Source organism: Solwaraspora sp. WMMD937, from assembly GCF_029581175.1.
Taxonomy (GTDB): Bacteria; Actinomycetota; Actinomycetes; order Mycobacteriales; family Micromonosporaceae; genus Micromonospora_E.
Genome location: NZ_CP120738.1, coordinates 5,712,155 through 5,730,425, shown reverse-complemented (window position 1 = coordinate 5,730,425; position 18,271 = coordinate 5,712,155). Strand labels below are relative to the sequence as shown.

Genomic DNA, 18,271 nt, shown 5'->3' with positions numbered 1-18,271 from the left:
ATGGGTCAGCTCAGCTACCTGGCGGTGCTGGCCGGCTGCCTGTTCGCCGCGATCTGGCTGGAGCCGGTGCTGCGGGTCAACGTGCTCCGCCGGTGGCGTCGGCTGTCCCTGACCCTGCTGGCGGTGGTGGTGGTCTTCGCTGCCTGGGACCTGGCCGCGATCGCCGCCGGACACTGGAGTTTCGACCCCGCCCAGACGACCGGGGTGCTGCTGCCCGGCCGGTTGCCACTGGACGAGCTGCTGTTCTTCGTGGTCGTGCCGATATGCACGGTGCTGGGGTTCGAGGCGGTCCGCGCGGTGCGCACCCCGCCCGGCCGCCCACGCCGGCCCGACGGCCGCTGGTCGGCCGGCGACGAGGCCGACCACCGGCCGGCGGGCGACGAGGCCGACCGCAGTCGGGGCGGCGACGGGGCCGATGCCGGCCGGCGGCGAGTCCGGTGAGCTACACCGTCGCCGCGCTGCTCGGGGTGGTGGCCGCCGTGCTGGTCGACCTCGTGGTGCTGCGCACCCGACTGGTGCTGCGGGCGGTCTTCTGGACGACCTACCCGATCATCGTCGGCTTCCAGTTGCTCTCCAACGGGATCCTGACCGGCCGTGCCATCGTGCGCTACGACCCGGCCGTCATCGTCGGGCTGCGGATCGCGTACGCGCCGGTCGAGGATCTGCTGTTCGGTTTCGCGATGGTGCTGTTCACCCTGTCGGTGTGGGTGTGGCTGGGGCGACGCGGTGTGCAGCGCAGCCCGGCGGCCGGCGAGGGCGACTGGCTGCTCGCCCGGCTGCGGCGGCGTCCGGGGCGCCGGCCCGGGGACACCGGCAGAGACGAGCACTGACCGGAAACTGCTATGCAATTCAACCGATTTGTTCACGGCAAAATCCGTCGCGATGTGATGCATTGATTTGCGTCATCTGATCGATTACCGTCCGTACCACGGTCGCGCGAACCTACCTATACCCCAGTTCTGTTCTGCCCGAAGGGGAGAAATCTATCATCGGATGCCTTCCGTGGATACTCCGGCGTTGCGGCCGGGGAGGAAACGGAACTCCTGCGGAGCAGGACAGGGAAAGCCGATCCGCCGCCAAGGCGGATCGGCGTCCACCCCACACGCGACCCCACGGCTCACGACCGAATCGCTAGACTGTGGACTGTGTCCAGGACCGTGAAGCGGGCGTTCAAGTACCGCTTCTACCCCACCCCTGGGCAGGCCGCCGAGCTCGCCCGGACGTTCGGTTGTGTCCGGCTGGTCTACAACCTGGCGCTGGCCGCCCGCAGCGAGGCGTGGACCCTGCGTCGGGAACGGGTCACCTACAACGCCACGTCGGCGATGCTCACCGGGTGGAAGAAGACCGACGACCTGGCGTTCCTCAACGACGTCTCCTGCGTCCCTCTGCAGCAGGCGCTGCGGCACCTGCAGACCGCGTTCGCCAACTTCTGGGCGAAACGGGCCCGGTACCCGACGTTCAAGTCGAGGAAGCGGTCGCGGCGGTCGGCGGAGTACACCGCCAGCGCGTTCCGGTGGCGCGACGGTCGGCTGACCCTGGCGAAGATGTCCGATCCGTTGGACATCGTGTGGTCCCGACCGTTGCCGGAGGGTGCGGCGCCGTCGACGGTGACGGTGTCGCAGGACCCGGCGGGCCGCTGGTTCGTCTCCCTGCTCTGCGAGGACCGGATCGAGCCGGCCCCGGCCACCACTGCCGTGGTGGGGGTCGACGCCGGCCTCGACAGCCTGTTCACCCTGTCCACCGGGGAGAAGATCCCCAACCCGAGACATGAACGCCGTGACCGCGATCGGCTGGCCCGCGCCCAGCGGAACCTCGCACGCAAGGCCAAAGGTTCGGCGAACCGGGCCAAGGCTCGGCTGGCGGTGGCCCGGGTTCATGCCCGGATCGCCGACCGCCGCCGCGATCACCTGCACAAGTTGACCACTCGGCTCGTTCGTGAAACCCAAACGATCGTGATCGAGGACCTGACCGTCCGCACCATGATGGCCAACCACCGTCTGGCCCGCGCCATCTCCGACGCGGCCTGGCGGCAGTTCCGCAGCATGCTGGAGTACAAAACGGACTGGTACGGCCGCGATCTGGTGGTCGTGGACCGCTGGTTCCCGTCGACCCGACTGTGCTCGGACTGCGGCGAACTGGCTGGCCGGATGCCGTTGGCGGTCCGGTCGTGGACCTGCCGGTGCGGGCAGGCCCATGACCGGGACGTACGCGGCCCGCAACATTCTCGCGGAGGGGCTCTCCGTGATTGCCTGTGGAGGCGGTGTAAGACCTCACCGGGAGTCCTCCTCTCGGACGGGGCGGTCGTCGGCGAAGCAGGAACCCCCTGGGGCGACCCAGGGAATCCCCGTCCCTTAGTGCGGGGAGGATTGTCAAGGGAAAGGTTCGACATGTTCGCCAACAGCTACCGGCTGCGGTTGCCCAGGGACAACATCTCCACCTGCACCGTCCCGTCCGGGTACACCTACGACCTGGTGACCAACCGGCTCAACACGTGCAGCCCGAACAACTTCGCCAACAGTTACCGGCTGAGCTGAGCCGGTCTGGCGTGGGCGGCGGTCAGCCGGTACGGGTGGTCGCCGCCACCGCCAGCTCCCGGAGCACCTGCCCGGCCTCGGGCTCGACCGGCACCGGCGCCAACGCGGTCAACGCCCGCTCGGTCAGCTCGGTGATCCGTGCCTCGGTGACGGCCAACGCGCCACTGGCGACGATCACCTCGCGCAGCCGTTCGATCCCGTCGGCGTCGAGCGCCGGATCACCGAGCCGGTCGTCCAGCAACCCCCGGCCGGCCGGCGACGTCGTCCGGTACGCGGACGCCACCAGGAAGGTACGTTTGCCCTCCCGCAGGTCGTCGCCGGCCGGCTTGCCGGTGAGCGCCGGATCGCCGAACACCCCGAGTACGTCGTCACGCAGCTGGAACGCCTCACCGAGCGGCAACCCGTACCCGGAGTAGCCGGCAGCGACGGCGGCCGGCGCGTCGGCCAACGCCGCGCCCAGCAGCAGCGGCCGCTCCACGGTGTACTTCGCCGACTTGAGCCGGGCCACCTGGGTGGCCCGGTGCACCGAGGTGTCGCCGGTGAACTGGGTGAGCACGTCCAGGTACTGCCCGACGGTGACCTCGGTGCGCATCTCGTCGAAGACCGGCCGGGCCCGGCGCAGCATCCCGTCGGTCAGCCCGGCACCGTGCAGCAGCTCGTCGGACCAGACCAGGCACAGATCGCCCAGCAGCACCGCCGCCGAGGCACCGAAGCCGTCCGCCGGCCCGCGCCACCCGCTGCGCCGGTGGTGCGCGGCGAACCGCCGGTGGATCGACGGCTCGCCGCGCCGGGTGTCCGAACCGTCCACCAGATCGTCGTGGATCAGGGCGCTGGCCTGCACGAACTCCAGCGCCGCCAGGGCCGCGACCACCTCGGGTGAGTCGCCGCCGCCGGCTCCCCGGTAACCCCAGTAGCCGAACGCCGGCCGCAGCCGTTTGCCGCCGCCGAGCACGAAGTCCTCGATCGCCGCGGCCACCGGCAGCAGTGCCTCGTCGACGTCGCCCAGCCAGCGTCGCCGGCCCTGGAGGAAGTCGGCCAACGCCCGGTCGACACGTCGACGCAGGTCGGCCCGGTCGGTCGGCGCGACCGTGATGCTGTCTGCCACTCCCTGACGCTATCGGCTGGTCGATGCGCCGCCCGCAGGCCACCCGGTACAGTCGGCTGCGTGGCTCTCGGTCTACCGTCCGTACTCCCCGGCTCGCAGCCGTCGATCGGGGAGCTGATCCGCGCCGGCCAGCCGACCTTCTCGTTCGAGTTCTTCCCGCCGAAGACCCCCGCCGGCGAGCAGTTGCTCTGGCAGGCGGTCCGCGAGCTGGAGCCGCTGCGGCCGTCGTTCGTGTCGATCACCTACGGCGCCGGTGGCACCACCCGGGACACCACGGTCGACCTCACCGAACGGATCGCCACCGAGACGACCCTGCTGCCGATGGCGCACCTGACCGCCGTCGACCATTCGGTCGCCGAGCTGCGCAACGTCATCGGCCGGCTGGCCGGTGCCGGGGTGCGCAATGTGCTCGCCGTGCGCGGTGACCCGCCCGGTGACCCGACCGGGGAGTGGGTGGCCCACCCGCAGGGGGTGCGCTACGCCGAGGACCTGGTCCGGCTGGTCCGCGAGTCGGGTGACTTCAGCGTCGGCGTGGCCGCTTTCCCGTACAAACATCCGCGCTCGCCGGACGTCGCCACCGACACCCGGTACTTCATCCGCAAGTGCCGGGCCGGTGCGGATTTCGCGATCACCCAGATGGTCTTCGACGCCGACGACTACCTGCGGCTGCGGGACCGGGTCGCGGCGGCAGGCTGCGACACCCCGATCCTGCCCGGTGTGATGCCGGTCACCAAACTCGCCACCATCGAGCGTTCCGAGCAGCTGTCCGGGGCCCCGTTCCCGCCGGCGCTGGCCGCCCAGTTCGCCCGGGTCGCCGACGACGCCGACGCGGTCCGCCGGCTCGGCATCGACCAGGCCAACCAGCTCTGCCAGCGGCTGATCGACGAGGGCGTGCCGGGCCTGCACTTCATCACCATGAACCGGTCGACAGCCACCCGTGAGGTGTGGCTCAACGTCGCCGCCGGCACCCGGGCGTGACCGGCCCGCCACCCGAGCCGTCCCGCAGCGGTTGAGCTGTCGTGGAGACCCGGCTCAACTGGCAGGACTACGCCGTCACCTGGGCACGGCTGCACGGCGGTTTCGACCCCCGCACCGCCACCCCGGTGGTGCGGTACTGGCTGCGCGCCGCGCACGCCGTCGCCGACCTGCTCGGCCGGGCCAAGGTCGGCCCGACCGCGGTCACCGCCGCCGGAGTGCTGCTCTGCCTCGGGGTGCCGGTGCTCGCCCCGCGCGGCGGGCCCGGTCTGCTCGCCGCCGCCGGTCTGGTGCTGCTGGCCGCGGTCGCCGACACCGTCGATGGCGCGTTGGCCGTGGTCACCGGCCGGACCACCCGGCTGGGCTACGTCTACGACTCGCTCGCCGACCGGGCGGGTGAGGCGTTCTGGCTGCTCGGTTTCTGGCTGGCCGGCGCCCCCGGCCCGCTGGTCGCCGCCGCCGGCACGCTGTCCTGGCTGCACGAGTACCTGCGGGCCCGGGCGGCGGCGGCCGGCATGCGGGAGATCGGCGCGGTGACGGTCGGGGAGCGACCGACCCGGGTCAGCATCGCCCTGGTCGGCCTGCTGCTGGCCGGCGCCGCCGCGCTGATCGCGCCGGATCTCGCCGCCGGGGTGCTCACCCTGGCCACCGCAGTCTGGGTGCTGCTCGGCCTGTTCGGGCTCAGCCAACTGTTCACCGCTGTCCGCCGCGCCTTGGCCTGACGGTCCTGGGCGTTGGTTCAGCGGCCGGCCGGGCCGATCCGGTCGGCGACGATCTGCGCTGACAGGGTCACCATCGGCAGCCCGCCACCGGGGTGCACCGACCCGCCGACCAGGAACATTCCGGCCGCCGGTGCCCGGTTCGCCGGCCGCAGTAGCCCGCCGGCCGTACCGTAGATCGACCCGCCCGGGGTGCCGGTCGCCGCGGCCAGGTCCGCCGGCGTGCGTACCTCGCGGAACAGCAGCCGGTCCCGCACGTCCACCCCCCGGTCGGCCAGCACCCGCAGCACCTGATCGGCGTACGCGTCGGCCAGACCCGGCCGGTGCCAGTCCACCCCGGCCAGCGACAGGTCCTGGCGGGCCGCGTTGACCAGCACGAACCACGCCTCGTGGCCGTCCGGGCGGGCCGCCGGATCGTCGGCGACCGTCACGAAGATCGTCGGGTCGGTGGCCGGCCGGGCCGGCCGACCCCGTCCCGGATCGCCGAACACCGCGTCGAACTCGGCGTCGTAGTCGCGCGGGAAGAACACCGTGTGGTGGGCCAGCTCCGGGGTACGGCCGCGCACCCCGAGCAGCAGCACGAAACCGCCGAGGCTGCGGTCGGCCAGTCGGGTCAGCCGCCGGGCGTGCGGCAGCAGCTCCCGGTAGACCCGCGACGCGTCCACGTTGGCCACCACCACGTCGGCCGGCACCGGACGGGTCTCGCCGGCTACCCGGACGCCGTGCACCCGGCCGCCGGCCGCGTCGATCGCGGTGACCGTCGACCCGGTACGCACCACCACGCCCAGGTCCAGGCAGCGGGACAGCAGCGCGTCGGCGAGCGCCCCCAGCCCGCCCCGCACGTACCAGCCGCCGAAGGTCAACTCGGCGTACGGCACCGCGAGCAGCGCCGCCGGCGCCCGCCGTGGGTCCGCGCCGGTGTAGGTGGCGTAGCGCTCCAGCAGGGTCCGCAGCCGCGGGTCGCGGACCTCGCGACGCAGCATCCCGCGCAGGCTGCGGCCGGGCGCGACCGCCGCCAGGTCGCCGAGCCGGTACGCCATCCGCGCCATCGCCAGCGGCGAGCCGACCTCCCGGCGCAGTACGTCCCGCCAGGAGGCGTCCCAGATCCGTCGGGCCCGCCGCCACACCCGCTGCCAGTCGTCGGCGGCCCCGTCGCCGAAGGCCACCGCGATCCGTTCGGTGAACGCCGCCGGGTCGGCGCACGAGTCGAGCCAGCGCGGGTCGGGCCGCCCGCCCAGTCCGCCGGGCCCGCCCGGTCCGCCGGGCCCTGCCGGGAACCGGTGCCGCACGATCGGATCCAGCTCGACCAGATCCAGCACCTTCTCCAGTGGTTCGCCGGTGCTGTCGAACAGGTCGGCGAAGACCTGCGGCAGGGTCAGCAGGCTCGGCCCGGTGTCGAAGGTGAACGCACCGGCGGGGGTCTGCCGGGTCCAGCGGGCCAGTTTCCCGCCGACGGTGTCGGCCTGTTCGATGACGGTGACGTCGTGCCCGCCGTGGGCCAGCCGGATCGCGGCGGCCAACCCGCCGACCCCGGCGCCGATCACCACCACCCGGCTCATCGGCGCTCCTCCTCACAGCAGTTTCGGTCAGGGCAGGGCCACCGGGCGACCGCGCCAGGCGAGGCGCCGTCGCTTGCGCAGATAGTAGGACCGGATCACGAGCCAGCCGAGCAGCGCGACCGAGATCGGATGTGCCAATCCGTCCGGCATCGCCCGGCCGCCGGTGGCCCGGGCGGTGAGCGCCCGTCCGGTCACCCCCAGCCCGTACCCGACGGCACCGGCCGCGACCAGCACCGTCGCCGCCGGACCGGCCCCGGTGGCCAGCCCGGCCAGCCCGACGACGCAGAGCACCGGCGGGGCCGCGTACAACGCCAACAGTCCGGCCACGACGGCGGCCGCGCCGGCCGGCGACGGCAGCGACGCCCACAGCGACTTGGTGTAGCCGGCGGACAACTCCCGCCAGGACCCGTACATCCGGCAGGTCGCCAACGCCGAACCGTCGGCCAGGGCGATCCGCCCACCGGCCCGCTTCACCGCCCGGGCCAGCCCGACGTCCTCCAGCACCTGGTCCCGCACGGCGGCGTGCCCGCCGGCCCGCCGGTACACGTCCCGGTCGACCAGCAGGAACTGCCCGCCGGCGGCGGCCAGTGAGGTACGCGGCGAACGTTCCATCGCGCGCAGCGGCAGGAACGTCAACCAGCTCCACTGCAGCAGCGGCTGCACCAGCCGCTCGCCGACCGACCCGGCGACGATCCGCGGGTACGGGCTGAGCAGCTGCGCCGGCATCGACCGCAGGGTGCCGACGGCGGCGGCCACCGCCCCAGGGGCGAGGACCACGTCGGCGTCCACGAAGACCAGCACCCCGGCCGGTGCGGCGGGGACCGCGTCGGCGAGCTGCTGGCAGGCGTGCGGCTTGCCGAGCCAGCCGGCCGGCAGCGGCGCGCCGGTGATCAGCCGTACCCGGGGGTCGTCGCCGGCCACCTCGGCGACCACCTCGGCGGTACCGTCGGTCGACCCGTCGTCGAGCACCACGATCCGCCAGTCGGTCAGCTGCCGTTGGGCGAGCAGCGCCCGCAGGCACGGAGCCACCCGCTCGGCCTCGTCACGCAGTGGCAGCAGAATCGACACCGGCTCGGTCACCCGGGCTGCCGGGCCGGGCCGGCGCAGCCAGCGCAGCGTGTTGACCAGCGTCGCCGCGGTCAGCGCCAGCAGCACCGCGACGATGCCGAGCGCACCCGCCGTAGCCGCCGTCCACCAGGTCATGTCGCCCGCCGTGGCGGGCGTCCAGCAGGTCCAGCCGCCTGCTTCGGCGGGCGTCCAGCAGGTCCGGCCGCCCGTCGCGAGCGGATCAGTGTCACCGCGAACGGCACCGCCACCAGCCCCATGCCGAGCCCGCCCCAGCCGGCCGAGGCGGGCAGTCCGAGGAACACCGCGTGGGCGAGCAGACTCGACGCGTACGTCCACAGGTACAGCGCGTACATCGGGGCGTCCACCGGCCCGTCGGCACAGTGGGCGGCGACCCCGGCGGTACGCTGCAGCAGCGTCATCATCACCGCTGCCACGGCCAGCCAGCCCAGGTAGTTGCCGACCGGGACGTCCGGCACCCCGGGCAGCGCAGGGTCGGTGTCCAGCCAGGTCCAGTGGCCTTCGGCGACCATCTGCGGGTCGAGGAAGAGGTCCCAGGCGGCCAGCGCGACCGCGCCGACGGCGATCCTGGCCACCACCGGGCGGACCAGCCGCACCGCGACCAACCACGCCGGCCAGGCCATCCAGGTCCAGGCCAGCGGGATGACCACCGGTACGCCGAGCAGCTTCGGCCCGAGCGTGCCGGCGTAGTCGTAGCCGCCGAACGGGAACCCGGTCGCCACCCCGCAGGCCTCGACCGCCAGCCCGCCGCCGGTGGCGACCAGCAGCAGCGCGGCGGCGGTGCGCGGCCCCCGGGTCAGCCACGCGTGGCCGACCGACAGGACGAAGCCGATCACCACGGTGGCGACGGTCAGCCCGGCCCGGGTGCCGCCGCCGGTCAGCGGGTAGCCGATCTGGGCCAGCACCAGCAGCGCCAACATCGCCCAGGGCAGCACCCGTCGTGCGCTCATGACCGGCGCGGCTGCGGGTCCGTCGTCGGTCCGGCCCCCGCAGCCGGTGCTACCTGCGGGTGGGGCAGCGGGAGGGTGCGGCCGAGCACCGCGAAGGCCCGCTCGTCCCCGGGGAAGTGGAAGTTGCGCAACACGTCGACGTAGCCGAACCGCCGGTACAGCCGCCAGGCCCGGGACCGCTGCTCGTCGGCCTCCGGGGTGGACAACAGGGTGGTCGCTCCGGCGGCCATCCCGAGCAGGGTACGCAGCTGGTGCGCGCCGATTCCGTGCCCCTGCGCCTGCGGGTGCACGTGCAGCTCCACCACTTCGAAGCAGTCGGTGAGCCAGGTGCCGCGGGCGGTTCTCGGCAGCGCGCCGCGTACCTGGTCGTGCCACCACTGCCCGGCGGCCGACCGGTAGCCGTAGCCGAATCCGGCGAGCGCGCCTTCGGCGGTGAGCGTGGCGACCGCCCGGAATCCGGGGCGCCGTACGTGGGTGGCGATGTAGCCCCGGCGTACCTCCAACAGCTCGGCCCGGTAGTTCATCGCCTCGCCGTACACGGTGACCACGTCGTCGAGCCGCCGCAGCAGGTCGTCCGGCAGCCACGGCACCAGCCTCATCGGGGTCCGCCTCTCATCCGCCGCCAGCACCGCATGTCCCATCCTCGTCCTCTCCGGCCCAGCCCAGCACGGCCCGGTCGCCGGCGACACCGAGCACCTCGAACCGGGCGAAGAGCTCCTCGGCGTACCACTGTGTCACCGGGGTCCGGGTGATGGCCGCCCGGTGCTGCGGGTGACGGTACGCGAACCGGGTCAGATCCGCCGTGTCCCGCCACACGCTGACGGTGCCCTGCCAGCCGAGCGGTGCCTCGCCGACGCCGAACCGGCAGCGCAACCCGTCGGCGTCGGCCAGTGCGGCGGCGACCGGCGGCACCGCCCGCCAGAAGGTGACCGCCTTCGCGAGCCGCAGCCGAGCCCGGGTCAACGCCAGCACCGGTCGCCCGGCGCCGGGCTGCCCACCGCCCGGCCCACCACCCGGCCCACCGAACGGGGCGACGCCGGACCACCGGCCCCGGCTGTGCAGCGGCCGCAGGTCGACGCGGACCCGCGCGTCGGCGATCCGTCGCCACGACCGCCCGACCGGCGAGTTGTCGAACCCGGCCGCCGCCGCCGGGTCGTCCCAGACCACCAGCGCCGCCCACCGGGTCGGGTCGACGTCGGTGGGCCCGAACCCGGTGCCGGTTCCGGTGCCGAGCAGTTTGGCGAACCGTACGCCGTCGACGCGCCGCAGCCGGCGGGCGTCGACGGCCATCCGGGCCAGCACCCGCGGCAACCGTCGCCGGGGGACCCGCCAGGCGTGCAGCGTGACCAGCTCGGGCACCGGGGCCGTACGGCCGACCGGGTCGTTCACGCCACCTCGGCGGCGGTGCCGGCGGTGATGCGTAGCAGTTCGGCGTAGGTGGTCGGGAAGACCGCCCGGGGTACGCCGCCGGCCGCCCAGATCTCCGGGTACTGCTGCAGCGCCACGTCGACCAGGGTACGGACCGGCTTGGGATGGCCCAGCGGCGCGACCCCGCCGATCGGCTGCCCGGTGTGTTCCCGGACGAACTCGGGGGTGGCCCGGCGGAGCGCGTCGATGCCGAGGTCGGCGGCGACCTTCGCGGTGTCCACCCGGTGTGCGCCCGAGGTGAGCACCAGCAGCGGCTCACCGTCCGCGTCGAAGATCAACGAGTTGGCGATCTGCCCCACCTCGATCTCAAGGGCGGCGGCTGCCGCGGCGGCGGTGTGCACCGCGTCGGGCAGCAGCCGCACCCGGCAGCTGGCGCCGGAGCCGTCCCGGGCGTCGGCGGTGTTCAACGCGTCCTGCACCGCCTGCACGTTCGGATGTGTCTGCATGGCCTCTATCTTGCTCGTGGCCCGGATCGTGCCGCCGCCCGGATCATTTACACCCTATTTGGGGTGGTTATGCTCCTTGTGGCGGATCTAGCGCGGAGGAATGCGAGCATGACTGCCCACCGGCTTCGGGTGGCCGCCTATGCGGTCTGTGTCGACCAGGGGCAGCTGCTGCTGGCCCGCTACGTCTCGCCGGGCGGCTCCCGGCGGCACTGGACGCTGCCCGGCGGCAAGGTCGAACACGCCGAGGACCCGGTCGACGCGGTGGTCCGCGAGGCGGCCGAGGAGACCGGCTACCAGGTCGAGGTGGAGTCGCTGCTCGGAGTCGACTCCCGTACGGTGCCCATGCAGCGCCGGCTGCCCGGCCGCAGCGAACGGCACAACCTGGGGGTCTTCTACCGGGTACGGGTCGTCGGCGGCGCGTTGCGGCCCGAGGTCGGCGGCTCCACGGACCTGGCACAGTGGGTGCCGCTGTCGCAGGTGCCGCAGCTGACCCGGGCGGTGATCGTCGACGTCGGTCTGGAGCTCGACCGCACCCGCCCGCCGAGCGGCCACGTCACCCCGGTCCCGGTACGCGGCCTGCTCCGCCACTGAAACCAGCCGATCACCCGCCGCACCGCACCGCCCCGCCTCGCTCCGTCTGCACGCCTGCCCGCTGCGGCATGAGCCGAACACCAGATACCTGATCGACGCCGGAACAGGTGTCTGGTGTTCGGCTCGTGCTGCGATGGATCTCGGCGCCGGTCAATCAGTCGGATGGGTACGGCCGGCCCGCGCGAGCGGAGTGCCCCGTGCCGGCTCCCGGGGACCCAAGGCGCTTCCGCAAGCTTGATGCCGCAGGTGCATCAAGATGCACCTGCGGCATCAAGCCCGACCGGCACCCCAGGGCCGATGAAGGTGACGATGCGTCCGCTGCACGCAGCCACCGTTGTCTTTGACTGATCGGCGTTGCGACTAACCTGGTCCGGTGACGGCGGAGGGGCGGCTCATCGATCTCGACTGGCCGACCAGCGCGACGGCGCCCGGGGCACCGGCTGGCGACGCGGCGCGGCGACGCTTTCGCGGACCGGGCCGGCTCGTCGGTGTGCTGCTGGCCGGCGTGGCCATGGGCGGCCTCGGCGGCTGGCTGCTCAACGACTACCAGCAGCAACGAGCTGCGGCGGCCACCGCCGGTTCGATGGTGGCGTTCGCCGGCGAGGTGTGGAGCATGGGCGACGGGCAGCTGAACGCCAAGGTGACCGTGGTCAACACCGGAACGCAGCAGGTCAACGTACGGGTCCTCGACACGGAGTCCCCCGGCCTGGCAGTGGCCGACACGGGCGGGCAGACCCGCGTACGGCCTGGAGGAGTGGGATCCGTCGACGTACGGGTCACCTTCGACTGCGACACGATCATGCACCGGTTGGCGGCGCCACTGCCGATGCGGTTCTCGGCGACCACCGACGCCGGCCGGACCGTGGAGGTCACCTATCCGGTGGCGGTCACCGGCCGATGGCTGCAGGGCACCGGCTTGTCCTGCCAGGAGGGGCCGGTCGGCGGCGGCCGTACGGTGATCCTCCTGCCCGGCCGGTGATCGGGCTCGACGATCTCGGCGTGCGGCACTGGCGCTACAGTGCCGCCATGGCGGAGTTGACCACGCCGCGCCTGGCGCTGCGGCACTGGCGCGGGTCCGACCTGGAGCCGTGGGTGGCGATGAACGCCGACCCCCAGGTGCGGGAGTTCTTCCCGGGCCTGGCGACCCGCGAGCAGAGTGCCGCCACCATGGCCCGCTGCCAGGCCGGCCTGGACCAGCGTGGCTGGGGCTGGTGGGCGGTCGAGGTGGCGGCGACCGGTGAGTTCACCGGCATGACCGGCCTGAGCCCGGTGGAGGCCAACATGCCGTTCGGCGGGGTCGAGGTCGGCTGGCGGCTGCGCCGCGACGCCTGGGGCCACGGGTACGCGACCGAAGCCGCCCGCGCCTGCCTGGCGTACGGCTTCGACACCCTCGGCCTGCCGGAGGTCGTCGCGTTGACCGCCGTCGGCAACCTGCGTTCGCAGGCGGTGATGCGGCGGATTGGGATGACCCGCGACCCGGACGGCGACTTCGACCACCCGAACGTGCCCGACGGCCCGGTGCGCCGCCACGCACTCTTCCGGATCAGGCCGGGACGCAGACCGTGATCGCGGCGGGCACCACCCGTACCTTCATCTTCTTGGCCTGACCCCGGGCGCCGCCGTCGAGTTCGTACGTCATCGGCTCGGCCAGCCGGATGTCGACCCGCCTGGCGCGGGTCATCCGGACGAACGGGGAGCGCTCCGAGCGCCCGACCGCCATCCGACCCAGCGTGCGCGCCCACTCGGCCGCCCCCTGCGCGGTGGTCACCCCGACCTCCAGCCAGCCGTCGTCGGGCCGGGCGTCGTCGAAGGCGTGGATGCCGCTGGTGATCCGGCCGACGTTGCCGACCAGGACGCAACTGGCCGACTCGTCGAACCAGGTGGTGCCGTCGACCTTGATCCGGGTCCGGGGGGTGACGCCGCCGACGTGGCGCAGACCGGTCCAGACGTACGCGAGTTTGCCGGCCCGGTCCTTCAGGTCCCGGTCGGCGTCGCGGATCAGCCGCCCGTCGAAACCGGCCCCGGCCATGACGGCGAAATGCTCGCCGTTGATCCTGCCGAGGTCGAGCCGGCGCCGTTCGCCCTGGAAGCCGATCCGGACCGCCTCGCCGAGGTTCTCCGGTACGCCGATGTTGCCCGCCAGAAGGTTCGCCGTGCCGGCCGGGATGATCGCCACGGTGGCATCGCGGCCGGCCAGCGCGTCCAGGCAGCGTTGCACCATCCCGTCGCCGCCCCACACGAAGACCAGCTCGGCGCCCCGCTCGACGGCCCGGCGGGCCTTCTTCGGTGCCTTGCGGCTCTTCGGCACCTCGTACCAGTCGATGTCCTCGGCGCCGTGCCCGGCGATCGCCGCGCGCAACTCGTCGAGGCCGCCGCCGAGGGTTTTCTTGCGGTGCGCGACGACGGCGACCCGTTTCGGTGCACTCATACCGCTGTTCCTACCCGCCGCCGCCCGCCACTACGCCAGCCGCCGGCGGCCGGCCGTCCGGCAGCTGTGGTCCGGGGGGCAGCGGCCCGTCGGGTGCCGGCGGTACGGCGGGCGGCACGCCGGCGCCGGTCCGGGCGGTCTCGGCCAACGCCACCCCGGTCAGCACCAACGCGCCGCCGGCCAGTTGCACCGGGGTCAACGTCTCACCCGAGCCCAGCACCACCCAGGCCACCGTAGCGGCGAACACCGGCTCGACCATGCCGACGATGCCGACGCTGGTCGCCGGCAGGTGCCGCAACGCGCCGGTGATCATCAGGTACGGCACGATCGAGCCGAGGACCACCACGTAGCAGCAGAGCAACGCGACCGGCATCCCGCCCTCGGTACGGGTGAGCAGCGGCTGCCAGCCGTCCAGGCCGGCGGTGGCGGCGCGGACGATCAGCCCGGCGATCGCCGACGCGCCGAACGCCCAGGTGGTCAGGGACAGGGTGTCGCGGTCCTGGACGCCCCGGGCGCCGATCAGGAAGTACGCGGCGAGCATGACGGCCGCGCCCAGCCCGGCGGCCACCCCCAGCGGGTCGAGGGTCAGTCCGCCCCACACCTGCGCCACGCAGGCCAGCCCGAGCAGGCTCAGCGCCAGCCCGGCCCACAGTCGGGACCGCACCTGCTGGCGTTGCACGGCCCAGGCCCAGACCGCCACCATCAGCGGCGCGGTGTACTCGAACAGCAGCGCGATGCCGACCGGCAGCCGGGAGATGGCCACGAAGTAGAGCATCGGGACCAGGAAGAACCCGGTCAGCCCGTACGCGACGAGCAGCGGAACCTCGCGGCGCCGCAGCCGCACCCGGCGGGCACCGGGCCGCAGCACGACGCTGAGCACCAGCAGCCCGGTGAAGGCGCCGACCGCCCGCAGCACGGTCAGTTGCGGGGCGTCCAGCCCGGCTCGCAGCACCAGCTTGGAAACGGTGCCGTTGATTGCGAACAGGGCGCTGGCCCCGACCACCATGGCCAGGCCGAGCGCCGGTCGACGGGCGAACGCAGTCGTCACGGCGGTGAGGCTACCCTCGCCGCTGTCAGCGCCGTACCCGATATCGGCCCTTACCGCATGGTGGTCCGCCGGCCGAAATTCGGTGGGCGGCGACGCACGGGTACGGCACCATTCGGAGATGGCCTTCATCGAAGCTGATGGCTTGACCAAACGGTTCCGCCGGCCGGTGAAGGACCCGGGCCTGCGCGGCGCGCTGAAACACCTGGTGGTACGCCGGTTCGCCGACCATGTCGCGGTCGACGGCGTCGATCTGCGGGTCGAGGCGGGTGAGGCGGTGGCGTACGTCGGGCCGAACGGCGCCGGCAAGTCGACCACGGTGAAACTGCTCGCCGGCATCCTGGTGCCGACCGCCGGGCAGGTCCGGGTCGGCGGGGTGGTGCCGCACCGGCAGCGGGTCGCCAACGCCCGGCAGATCGGTGTGCTGTTCGGCCAACGTACCCAGCTGTGGTGGGATCTGCCGGTCCGCGAGTCCCTGGCTCTGCTGCGTGACCTGTACGACGTCGACAAGGCCACCTACCGGGAGCAGCTGGAGCGCTTCGACGACGTACTCGGGCTCGGTGAGCTGCTGCCGGTGGTGGCCCGCAAGCTCTCCCTCGGTCAGCGGATGCGGGCCGACCTGGCTGCCGCGCTGCTGCACCGTCCCCGGGTGGTCTACCTCGACGAGCCGACCATCGGGCTGGACATCGCGGTCAAGGACCGGGTCCGGGCGTTCCTGCGGGAGCTGCGCGCCGACGGCACCACCCTGATCCTGACCACCCACGATCTCGGCGACATCGAGGACCTCTGCCAGCGGATCGTGATCATCGACCAGGGGCGGATCATCTACGACGGCCCGCTGGCCGGGGTGAAGGACCAGTTCGCCCGGCACCGCTCGATGCACCTGCACCTGGCCGACCCGGTGGAGCTGGACACGGTCGCCGCCGCCGTCGGCAGCGCACAGGTCGCCGCCGGCGCGACGCCGGGCGAGTTCACCGTCCGGTTCGACCGGTTCGCCGTCACCGCCGGCCAGGTGATCGCGGCCGTGTCGGCGGTGTCCGAGGTACGCGACCTGCGCATCGACGAGCCGGCCATCGAGGACGTGGTCCGCAAGGTGTACGCCGGTGAGCTGCGGCTGGTGCCGGCACCGTGACCACGGTCGCCGCCACCGACGCCCCGGCCCGGTCCAGCGGTGTCCGGCCGTACCGGGCGCTGGCCCGGGTGGCGGCCCGCAGCGCGGTCGCGTACCCGTTGAGTTTCGTCCTCGGCATGGCCGGGGTGCTGCTGCAGCTGCTCGCCATGCTGTCCATCTGGGCGGTGCTGCTCGGCTCCGGGACGAGCGTCGGCGGGTTCAGCTGGCCGCAGATGAAGGCGTACCTGCTGATCGCCTATGTCACCGGGTCGTTGATGTCGTTCGGTGACTGGGAGATGGCCGCCCGGATCCGCGATGGCATGGTCGCGGTCGACCTGACCCGCCCGGTCGACTACCAGCGGGCCCGGTTCGCCGAGACGCTCGGCATCGCCGCCGTCGAGGTTGCCTTCTCGCTGGCGGTCTGCGCCGTGGTGCTGGCGGTCACCGGGCCGGTCCCGGTGCCGCCGCCCGGCCAGGCGGCGCTGTTCGCGGTCAGCGCGCTGCTGGTGCTGCCGTTGCGGTTCACCACCGTCTACCTGACAGCTCTGCTGTGCTTCTGGACGCAGAACATTTTTGGCGTGTCGTTGGCCCGGGGAGCGATCACCAACCTGTTCTCCGGGGCGCTGGTGCCGTTGACCCTGCTGCCCGGCTGGCTGCAGGCGATCGCCGCGGTGCTGCCGTTCGCCGGGATGACGTTCACCCCGGCGACGATCTACCTCGGCCAGGCGACCGGATCCGACGCCTGGCTGCTGATCGGCATTCAGGCGGTGTGGACGGTGGCGTTGTGGTGGGGAGCCCGGCTGGCCTGGCGGTCGGCGGTGCGCCAACTGACCGTACACGGGGGTTGATCATGCAATCACGGACCGGCCTGCGCCGGGGGTTGCGGCTCTACCGGCGCAGCCTCGGTGCCCACCTGCGGTCCACCCTGGAGTACGAGGCGGACTTCTGGATCCTGGTCGCCGGGTCGGCGCTGACCCAGCTCGTCGGCCTGGCATTTCTCGGCGCGGTCTTCTCCCGGGTGCCGCAGGTCAATGGTTGGACGTTCGCCGAGGTGGTCCTGATCTACTCGATCGTGGTGCTCTCCGACGCGGTCGGGCCGCTGCTGTTCGAGGGCGTGTGGCGGCTGCCGTGGCTGGTCAACAAGGGGGAGCTGGACTACAAACTGGTCCGGCCGTACCCGGTGGTGCTGCAGGTGCTCAGTGACGACGTCGGTATCAACGGGCTGGGCAACCTGGTCACCGGTGGGGCGATGTTCGGTTGGGCGCTGTGGCGGGTCGACATCGCCTGGACCCCGGCGCTGGTCGTCGGCGGGTTGGGGCTGTTCGCCAGCGGCATGGCGGTCAAGCTGTCGATCAGCCTGGCCACCAACTCGTCGGCGTTCTGGCTGCAGAGTCCGCATTCGATCTTCGCGTACGCGGTGCACCAGATCGGTGACCTGGCCCGCTACCCGGTGTCGGTCTACACGTTCGGGGTGCGGCTGGTGCTGGTGGTCGGGCTGCCGTTCGCCTTCGTCGGATTCTTCCCGGCCAGCGCGGTGCTCGGTGCCGGTGGTGGCGATGCCGCCCGCGCCGGGGTCGGTCCGACCTGGCTGGGCTGGCTCACCCCGCTGATCGCCGCCTACTGCGTCGGCGTGGCGGCGCTGATCTTCCGATCCGGTCTGCGCCGTTACGAGTCCGCCGGCAACTGACGGCCGGGTCGGCTCAGCTCAGGCCCATCGACTCCACGTACCGCTCTGCGGTGTTCGGGTAGGGCAACGCCAGCGCGTTGCGGCAGTACCGGCCGTCGGCCCGGGCCATCAGCTCGGCTTCGATCAGGTATCGGCGGACCGTCACGTGGTCCACCGCACCGCCATCACACCAGCGGCGTAACCGTTCGTCGACCGTCGACTCGTCGTAGACCACGTCGCGTTCGAAGCACGCCTGCGCGGTGTGCGCCAGCACCGGGCGGCGGCGCGCCTGCCGGGCCGGCAACGAGACGAGACGTCCCTCGCGGATGAACGGGCTCAACTCGGCGCTCATGCCGCCGGACGGTACGCAACCCGCCGCCAAGGTCGCCATCGGTTTTCGGGTGGACGCAGGACACCGATGGGCGTCAGGCGCCGTTTGCGAGGTTCGGTGTGGCGCGGCGGGCGGGTGGCTGAGGTGTCGGGCGCGGGGGAACATCGGCCGGCGGGGCGGCGTTGGATCCTGGCGTTGGACCGAGTAGGCGAGCGCCCGTGGTGCGGGGTCGCCCGGTCCGCCCGGTGCGGAATGTCGGGCAGCCCCGGGTGGTTGTATCTGGTGCGCCGGTGAGAC

General features: G+C 72.9%; 21 protein-coding genes. 11 read left to right on the top strand and 10 right to left on the bottom strand.

What is annotated here, in order from left to right:
• The 3 genes from O7621_RS25225 to O7621_RS25215 all read left to right on the top strand — a co-directional run bounded on the left by O7621_RS25225 (position 1) and on the right by O7621_RS25215 (position 2,534).
• Positions 1 to 441, top strand: a complete 441-nt coding sequence (locus O7621_RS25225) for a lycopene cyclase domain-containing protein (RefSeq protein WP_282231538.1) — start codon at positions 1 to 3, stop codon at positions 439 to 441.
• A complete protein-coding gene (locus O7621_RS25220; protein WP_282231537.1) occupies positions 438 to 830 on the top strand; it encodes a lycopene cyclase domain-containing protein in 393 nt (130 codons plus the stop codon). Before O7621_RS25225 ends, O7621_RS25220 begins: the two co-directional genes overlap by 4 nt.
• Before the next feature lie 315 nt (positions 831 to 1,145).
• Positions 1,146 to 2,534 (top strand): RNA-guided endonuclease TnpB family protein, encoded by a 1,389-nt coding sequence (locus tag O7621_RS25215; RefSeq protein ID WP_282231536.1) that lies wholly within the window; start codon positions 1,146 to 1,148, stop codon positions 2,532 to 2,534.
• Between the two features lie 22 nt (positions 2,535 to 2,556).
• On the opposite strand, the gene O7621_RS25210 is transcribed toward O7621_RS25215, so the two are convergent.
• Positions 2,557 to 3,639, bottom strand: coding sequence for a polyprenyl synthetase family protein (locus O7621_RS25210; protein WP_282231535.1), 1,083 nt, complete (start codon positions 3,637 to 3,639; stop codon positions 2,557 to 2,559).
• Between the two features lie 60 nt (positions 3,640 to 3,699).
• Between O7621_RS25210 and metF the strand changes: the two genes are divergently transcribed.
• Positions 3,700 to 4,617 carry a methylenetetrahydrofolate reductase [NAD(P)H] gene (gene metF, locus O7621_RS25205; protein ID WP_282231534.1) on the top strand — a complete coding sequence of 306 codons (918 nt, stop codon included), beginning with the start codon at positions 3,700 to 3,702 and terminating at the stop codon, positions 4,615 to 4,617.
• A gap of 41 nt (positions 4,618 to 4,658) precedes the next feature.
• A complete protein-coding gene (locus O7621_RS25200; protein WP_282231533.1) occupies positions 4,659 to 5,336 on the top strand; it encodes a CDP-alcohol phosphatidyltransferase family protein in 678 nt (225 codons plus the stop codon).
• A gap of 17 nt (positions 5,337 to 5,353) precedes the next feature.
• Here O7621_RS25200 and crtI read toward each other — a convergent pair whose 3' ends face one another.
• From crtI to O7621_RS25170, 6 genes are read right to left on the bottom strand one after another with little or no spacing between them, the layout of a single operon-like run.
• Positions 5,354 to 6,892: a phytoene desaturase family protein gene (gene crtI, locus O7621_RS25195; protein ID WP_282231532.1), complete on the bottom strand. Its 1,539-nt coding sequence runs from the start codon at positions 6,890 to 6,892 to the stop codon at positions 5,354 to 5,356.
• 27 nt (positions 6,893 to 6,919) lie between these two features.
• Positions 6,920 to 8,095 (bottom strand): glycosyltransferase family 2 protein, encoded by a 1,176-nt coding sequence (locus tag O7621_RS25190; RefSeq protein WP_282231531.1) that lies wholly within the window; start codon positions 8,093 to 8,095, stop codon positions 6,920 to 6,922.
• On the bottom strand, positions 8,092 to 8,928 hold the full coding sequence (locus tag O7621_RS25185) for a carotenoid biosynthesis protein (protein ID WP_282231530.1): 837 nt from the start codon (positions 8,926 to 8,928) through the stop codon (positions 8,092 to 8,094). Before O7621_RS25185 ends, O7621_RS25190 begins: the two co-directional genes overlap by 4 nt.
• Positions 8,925 to 9,527: a GNAT family N-acetyltransferase gene (locus O7621_RS25180; RefSeq protein WP_282231529.1), complete on the bottom strand. Its 603-nt coding sequence runs from the start codon at positions 9,525 to 9,527 to the stop codon at positions 8,925 to 8,927. The genes O7621_RS25185 and O7621_RS25180 overlap by 4 nt, the downstream gene beginning before the upstream one ends.
• Positions 9,528 to 9,540: 13 nt before the next feature.
• The gene (locus O7621_RS25175) at positions 9,541 to 10,317 is read right to left on the bottom strand and encodes a monooxygenase (protein ID WP_282231528.1); all 777 of its coding nucleotides are present in this window, start codon (positions 10,315 to 10,317) and stop codon (positions 9,541 to 9,543) included.
• Entirely contained in the window at positions 10,314 to 10,802 is a 489-nt protein-coding gene (locus O7621_RS25170; RefSeq protein WP_281550697.1) for a YbaK/EbsC family protein, read from the bottom strand. The genes O7621_RS25175 and O7621_RS25170 overlap by 4 nt, the downstream gene beginning before the upstream one ends.
• A gap of 108 nt (positions 10,803 to 10,910) precedes the next feature.
• Between O7621_RS25170 and O7621_RS25165 the strand changes: the two genes are divergently transcribed.
• From O7621_RS25165 to O7621_RS25155, 3 genes are all read left to right on the top strand, one after another.
• Entirely contained in the window at positions 10,911 to 11,393 is a 483-nt protein-coding gene (locus tag O7621_RS25165; protein ID WP_282231527.1) for an NUDIX hydrolase, read from the top strand.
• A 373-nt stretch (positions 11,394 to 11,766) separates the two neighbouring features.
• The gene (locus O7621_RS25160) at positions 11,767 to 12,372 is read left to right on the top strand and encodes a hypothetical protein (protein ID WP_282231526.1); all 606 of its coding nucleotides are present in this window, start codon (positions 11,767 to 11,769) and stop codon (positions 12,370 to 12,372) included.
• A 47-nt stretch (positions 12,373 to 12,419) separates the two neighbouring features.
• Complete coding sequence (locus O7621_RS25155; RefSeq protein WP_282231525.1) at positions 12,420 to 12,959, top strand: GNAT family N-acetyltransferase; 540 nt, start codon at positions 12,420 to 12,422, stop codon at positions 12,957 to 12,959.
• On the opposite strand, the gene O7621_RS25150 is transcribed toward O7621_RS25155, so the two are convergent.
• Both O7621_RS25150 and O7621_RS25145 read right to left on the bottom strand, forming a co-directional pair.
• On the bottom strand, positions 12,937 to 13,821 hold the full coding sequence (locus O7621_RS25150; RefSeq protein ID WP_282231524.1) for a diacylglycerol kinase family protein: 885 nt from the start codon (positions 13,819 to 13,821) through the stop codon (positions 12,937 to 12,939). The two genes, O7621_RS25155 and O7621_RS25150, sit on opposite strands and share 23 nt — an antisense overlap.
• 10 nt (positions 13,822 to 13,831) lie before the next feature.
• Positions 13,832 to 14,869: an EamA family transporter gene (locus tag O7621_RS25145; RefSeq protein ID WP_282231523.1), complete on the bottom strand. Its 1,038-nt coding sequence runs from the start codon at positions 14,867 to 14,869 to the stop codon at positions 13,832 to 13,834.
• A 118-nt stretch (positions 14,870 to 14,987) separates the two neighbouring features.
• Here O7621_RS25145 and O7621_RS25140 point away from each other — a divergent pair, with 118 nt between their 5' ends.
• Genes O7621_RS25140 through O7621_RS25130 form a run of 3 tightly spaced genes read left to right on the top strand, consistent with a single transcriptional unit; the run spans position 14,988 to position 17,664 of the window.
• Positions 14,988 to 15,998, top strand: a complete 1,011-nt coding sequence (locus O7621_RS25140) for an ATP-binding cassette domain-containing protein (RefSeq protein ID WP_282231522.1) — start codon at positions 14,988 to 14,990, stop codon at positions 15,996 to 15,998.
• On the top strand, positions 15,995 to 16,825 hold the full coding sequence (locus tag O7621_RS25135; RefSeq protein ID WP_282231521.1) for an ABC-2 family transporter protein: 831 nt from the start codon (positions 15,995 to 15,997) through the stop codon (positions 16,823 to 16,825). The genes O7621_RS25140 and O7621_RS25135 overlap by 4 nt, the downstream gene beginning before the upstream one ends.
• Positions 16,826 to 16,827: 2 nt before the next feature.
• On the top strand, positions 16,828 to 17,664 hold the full coding sequence (locus O7621_RS25130) for an ABC-2 family transporter protein (protein ID WP_282231520.1): 837 nt from the start codon (positions 16,828 to 16,830) through the stop codon (positions 17,662 to 17,664).
• A 13-nt stretch (positions 17,665 to 17,677) separates the two neighbouring features.
• Here O7621_RS25130 and O7621_RS25125 read toward each other — a convergent pair whose 3' ends face one another.
• Positions 17,678 to 17,995, bottom strand: coding sequence for a DUF2087 domain-containing protein (locus O7621_RS25125; RefSeq protein ID WP_282231519.1), 318 nt, complete (start codon positions 17,993 to 17,995; stop codon positions 17,678 to 17,680).
• Between the last annotated feature and the right edge of the window lie 276 nt (positions 17,996 to 18,271).

Excerpts from the sequence above, each read along its gene's own strand:
- O7621_RS25150 (WP_282231524.1), bottom strand. The coding sequence starts at position 13,821 with ATGAGTGCACCGAAACGGGTCGCCGTCGTCGCGCACCGCAAGAAAACC.
- O7621_RS25130 (WP_282231520.1), top strand. The coding sequence starts at position 16,828 with ATGCAATCACGGACCGGCCTGCGCCGGGGGTTGCGGCTCTACCGGCGC.
- O7621_RS25125 (WP_282231519.1), bottom strand. The coding sequence starts at position 17,995 with ATGAGCGCCGAGTTGAGCCCGTTCATCCGCGAGGGACGTCTCGTCTCG.
- O7621_RS25165 (WP_282231527.1), top strand. The coding sequence starts at position 10,911 with ATGACTGCCCACCGGCTTCGGGTGGCCGCCTATGCGGTCTGTGTCGAC.
- O7621_RS25140 (WP_282231522.1), top strand. The coding sequence starts at position 14,988 with ATGGCCTTCATCGAAGCTGATGGCTTGACCAAACGGTTCCGCCGGCCG.
- O7621_RS25180 (WP_282231529.1), bottom strand. The coding sequence starts at position 9,527 with ATGAGGCTGGTGCCGTGGCTGCCGGACGACCTGCTGCGGCGGCTCGAC.
- crtI (WP_282231532.1), bottom strand. The coding sequence starts at position 6,892 with ATGAGCCGGGTGGTGGTGATCGGCGCCGGGGTCGGCGGGTTGGCCGCC.
- O7621_RS25190 (WP_282231531.1), bottom strand. The coding sequence starts at position 8,095 with ATGACCTGGTGGACGGCGGCTACGGCGGGTGCGCTCGGCATCGTCGCG.
- O7621_RS25155 (WP_282231525.1), top strand. The coding sequence starts at position 12,420 with ATGGCGGAGTTGACCACGCCGCGCCTGGCGCTGCGGCACTGGCGCGGG.
- O7621_RS25225 (WP_282231538.1), top strand. The coding sequence starts at position 1 with ATGGGTCAGCTCAGCTACCTGGCGGTGCTGGCCGGCTGCCTGTTCGCC.
- O7621_RS25185 (WP_282231530.1), bottom strand. The coding sequence starts at position 8,928 with ATGAGCGCACGACGGGTGCTGCCCTGGGCGATGTTGGCGCTGCTGGTG.
- O7621_RS25170 (WP_281550697.1), bottom strand. The coding sequence starts at position 10,802 with ATGCAGACACATCCGAACGTGCAGGCGGTGCAGGACGCGTTGAACACC.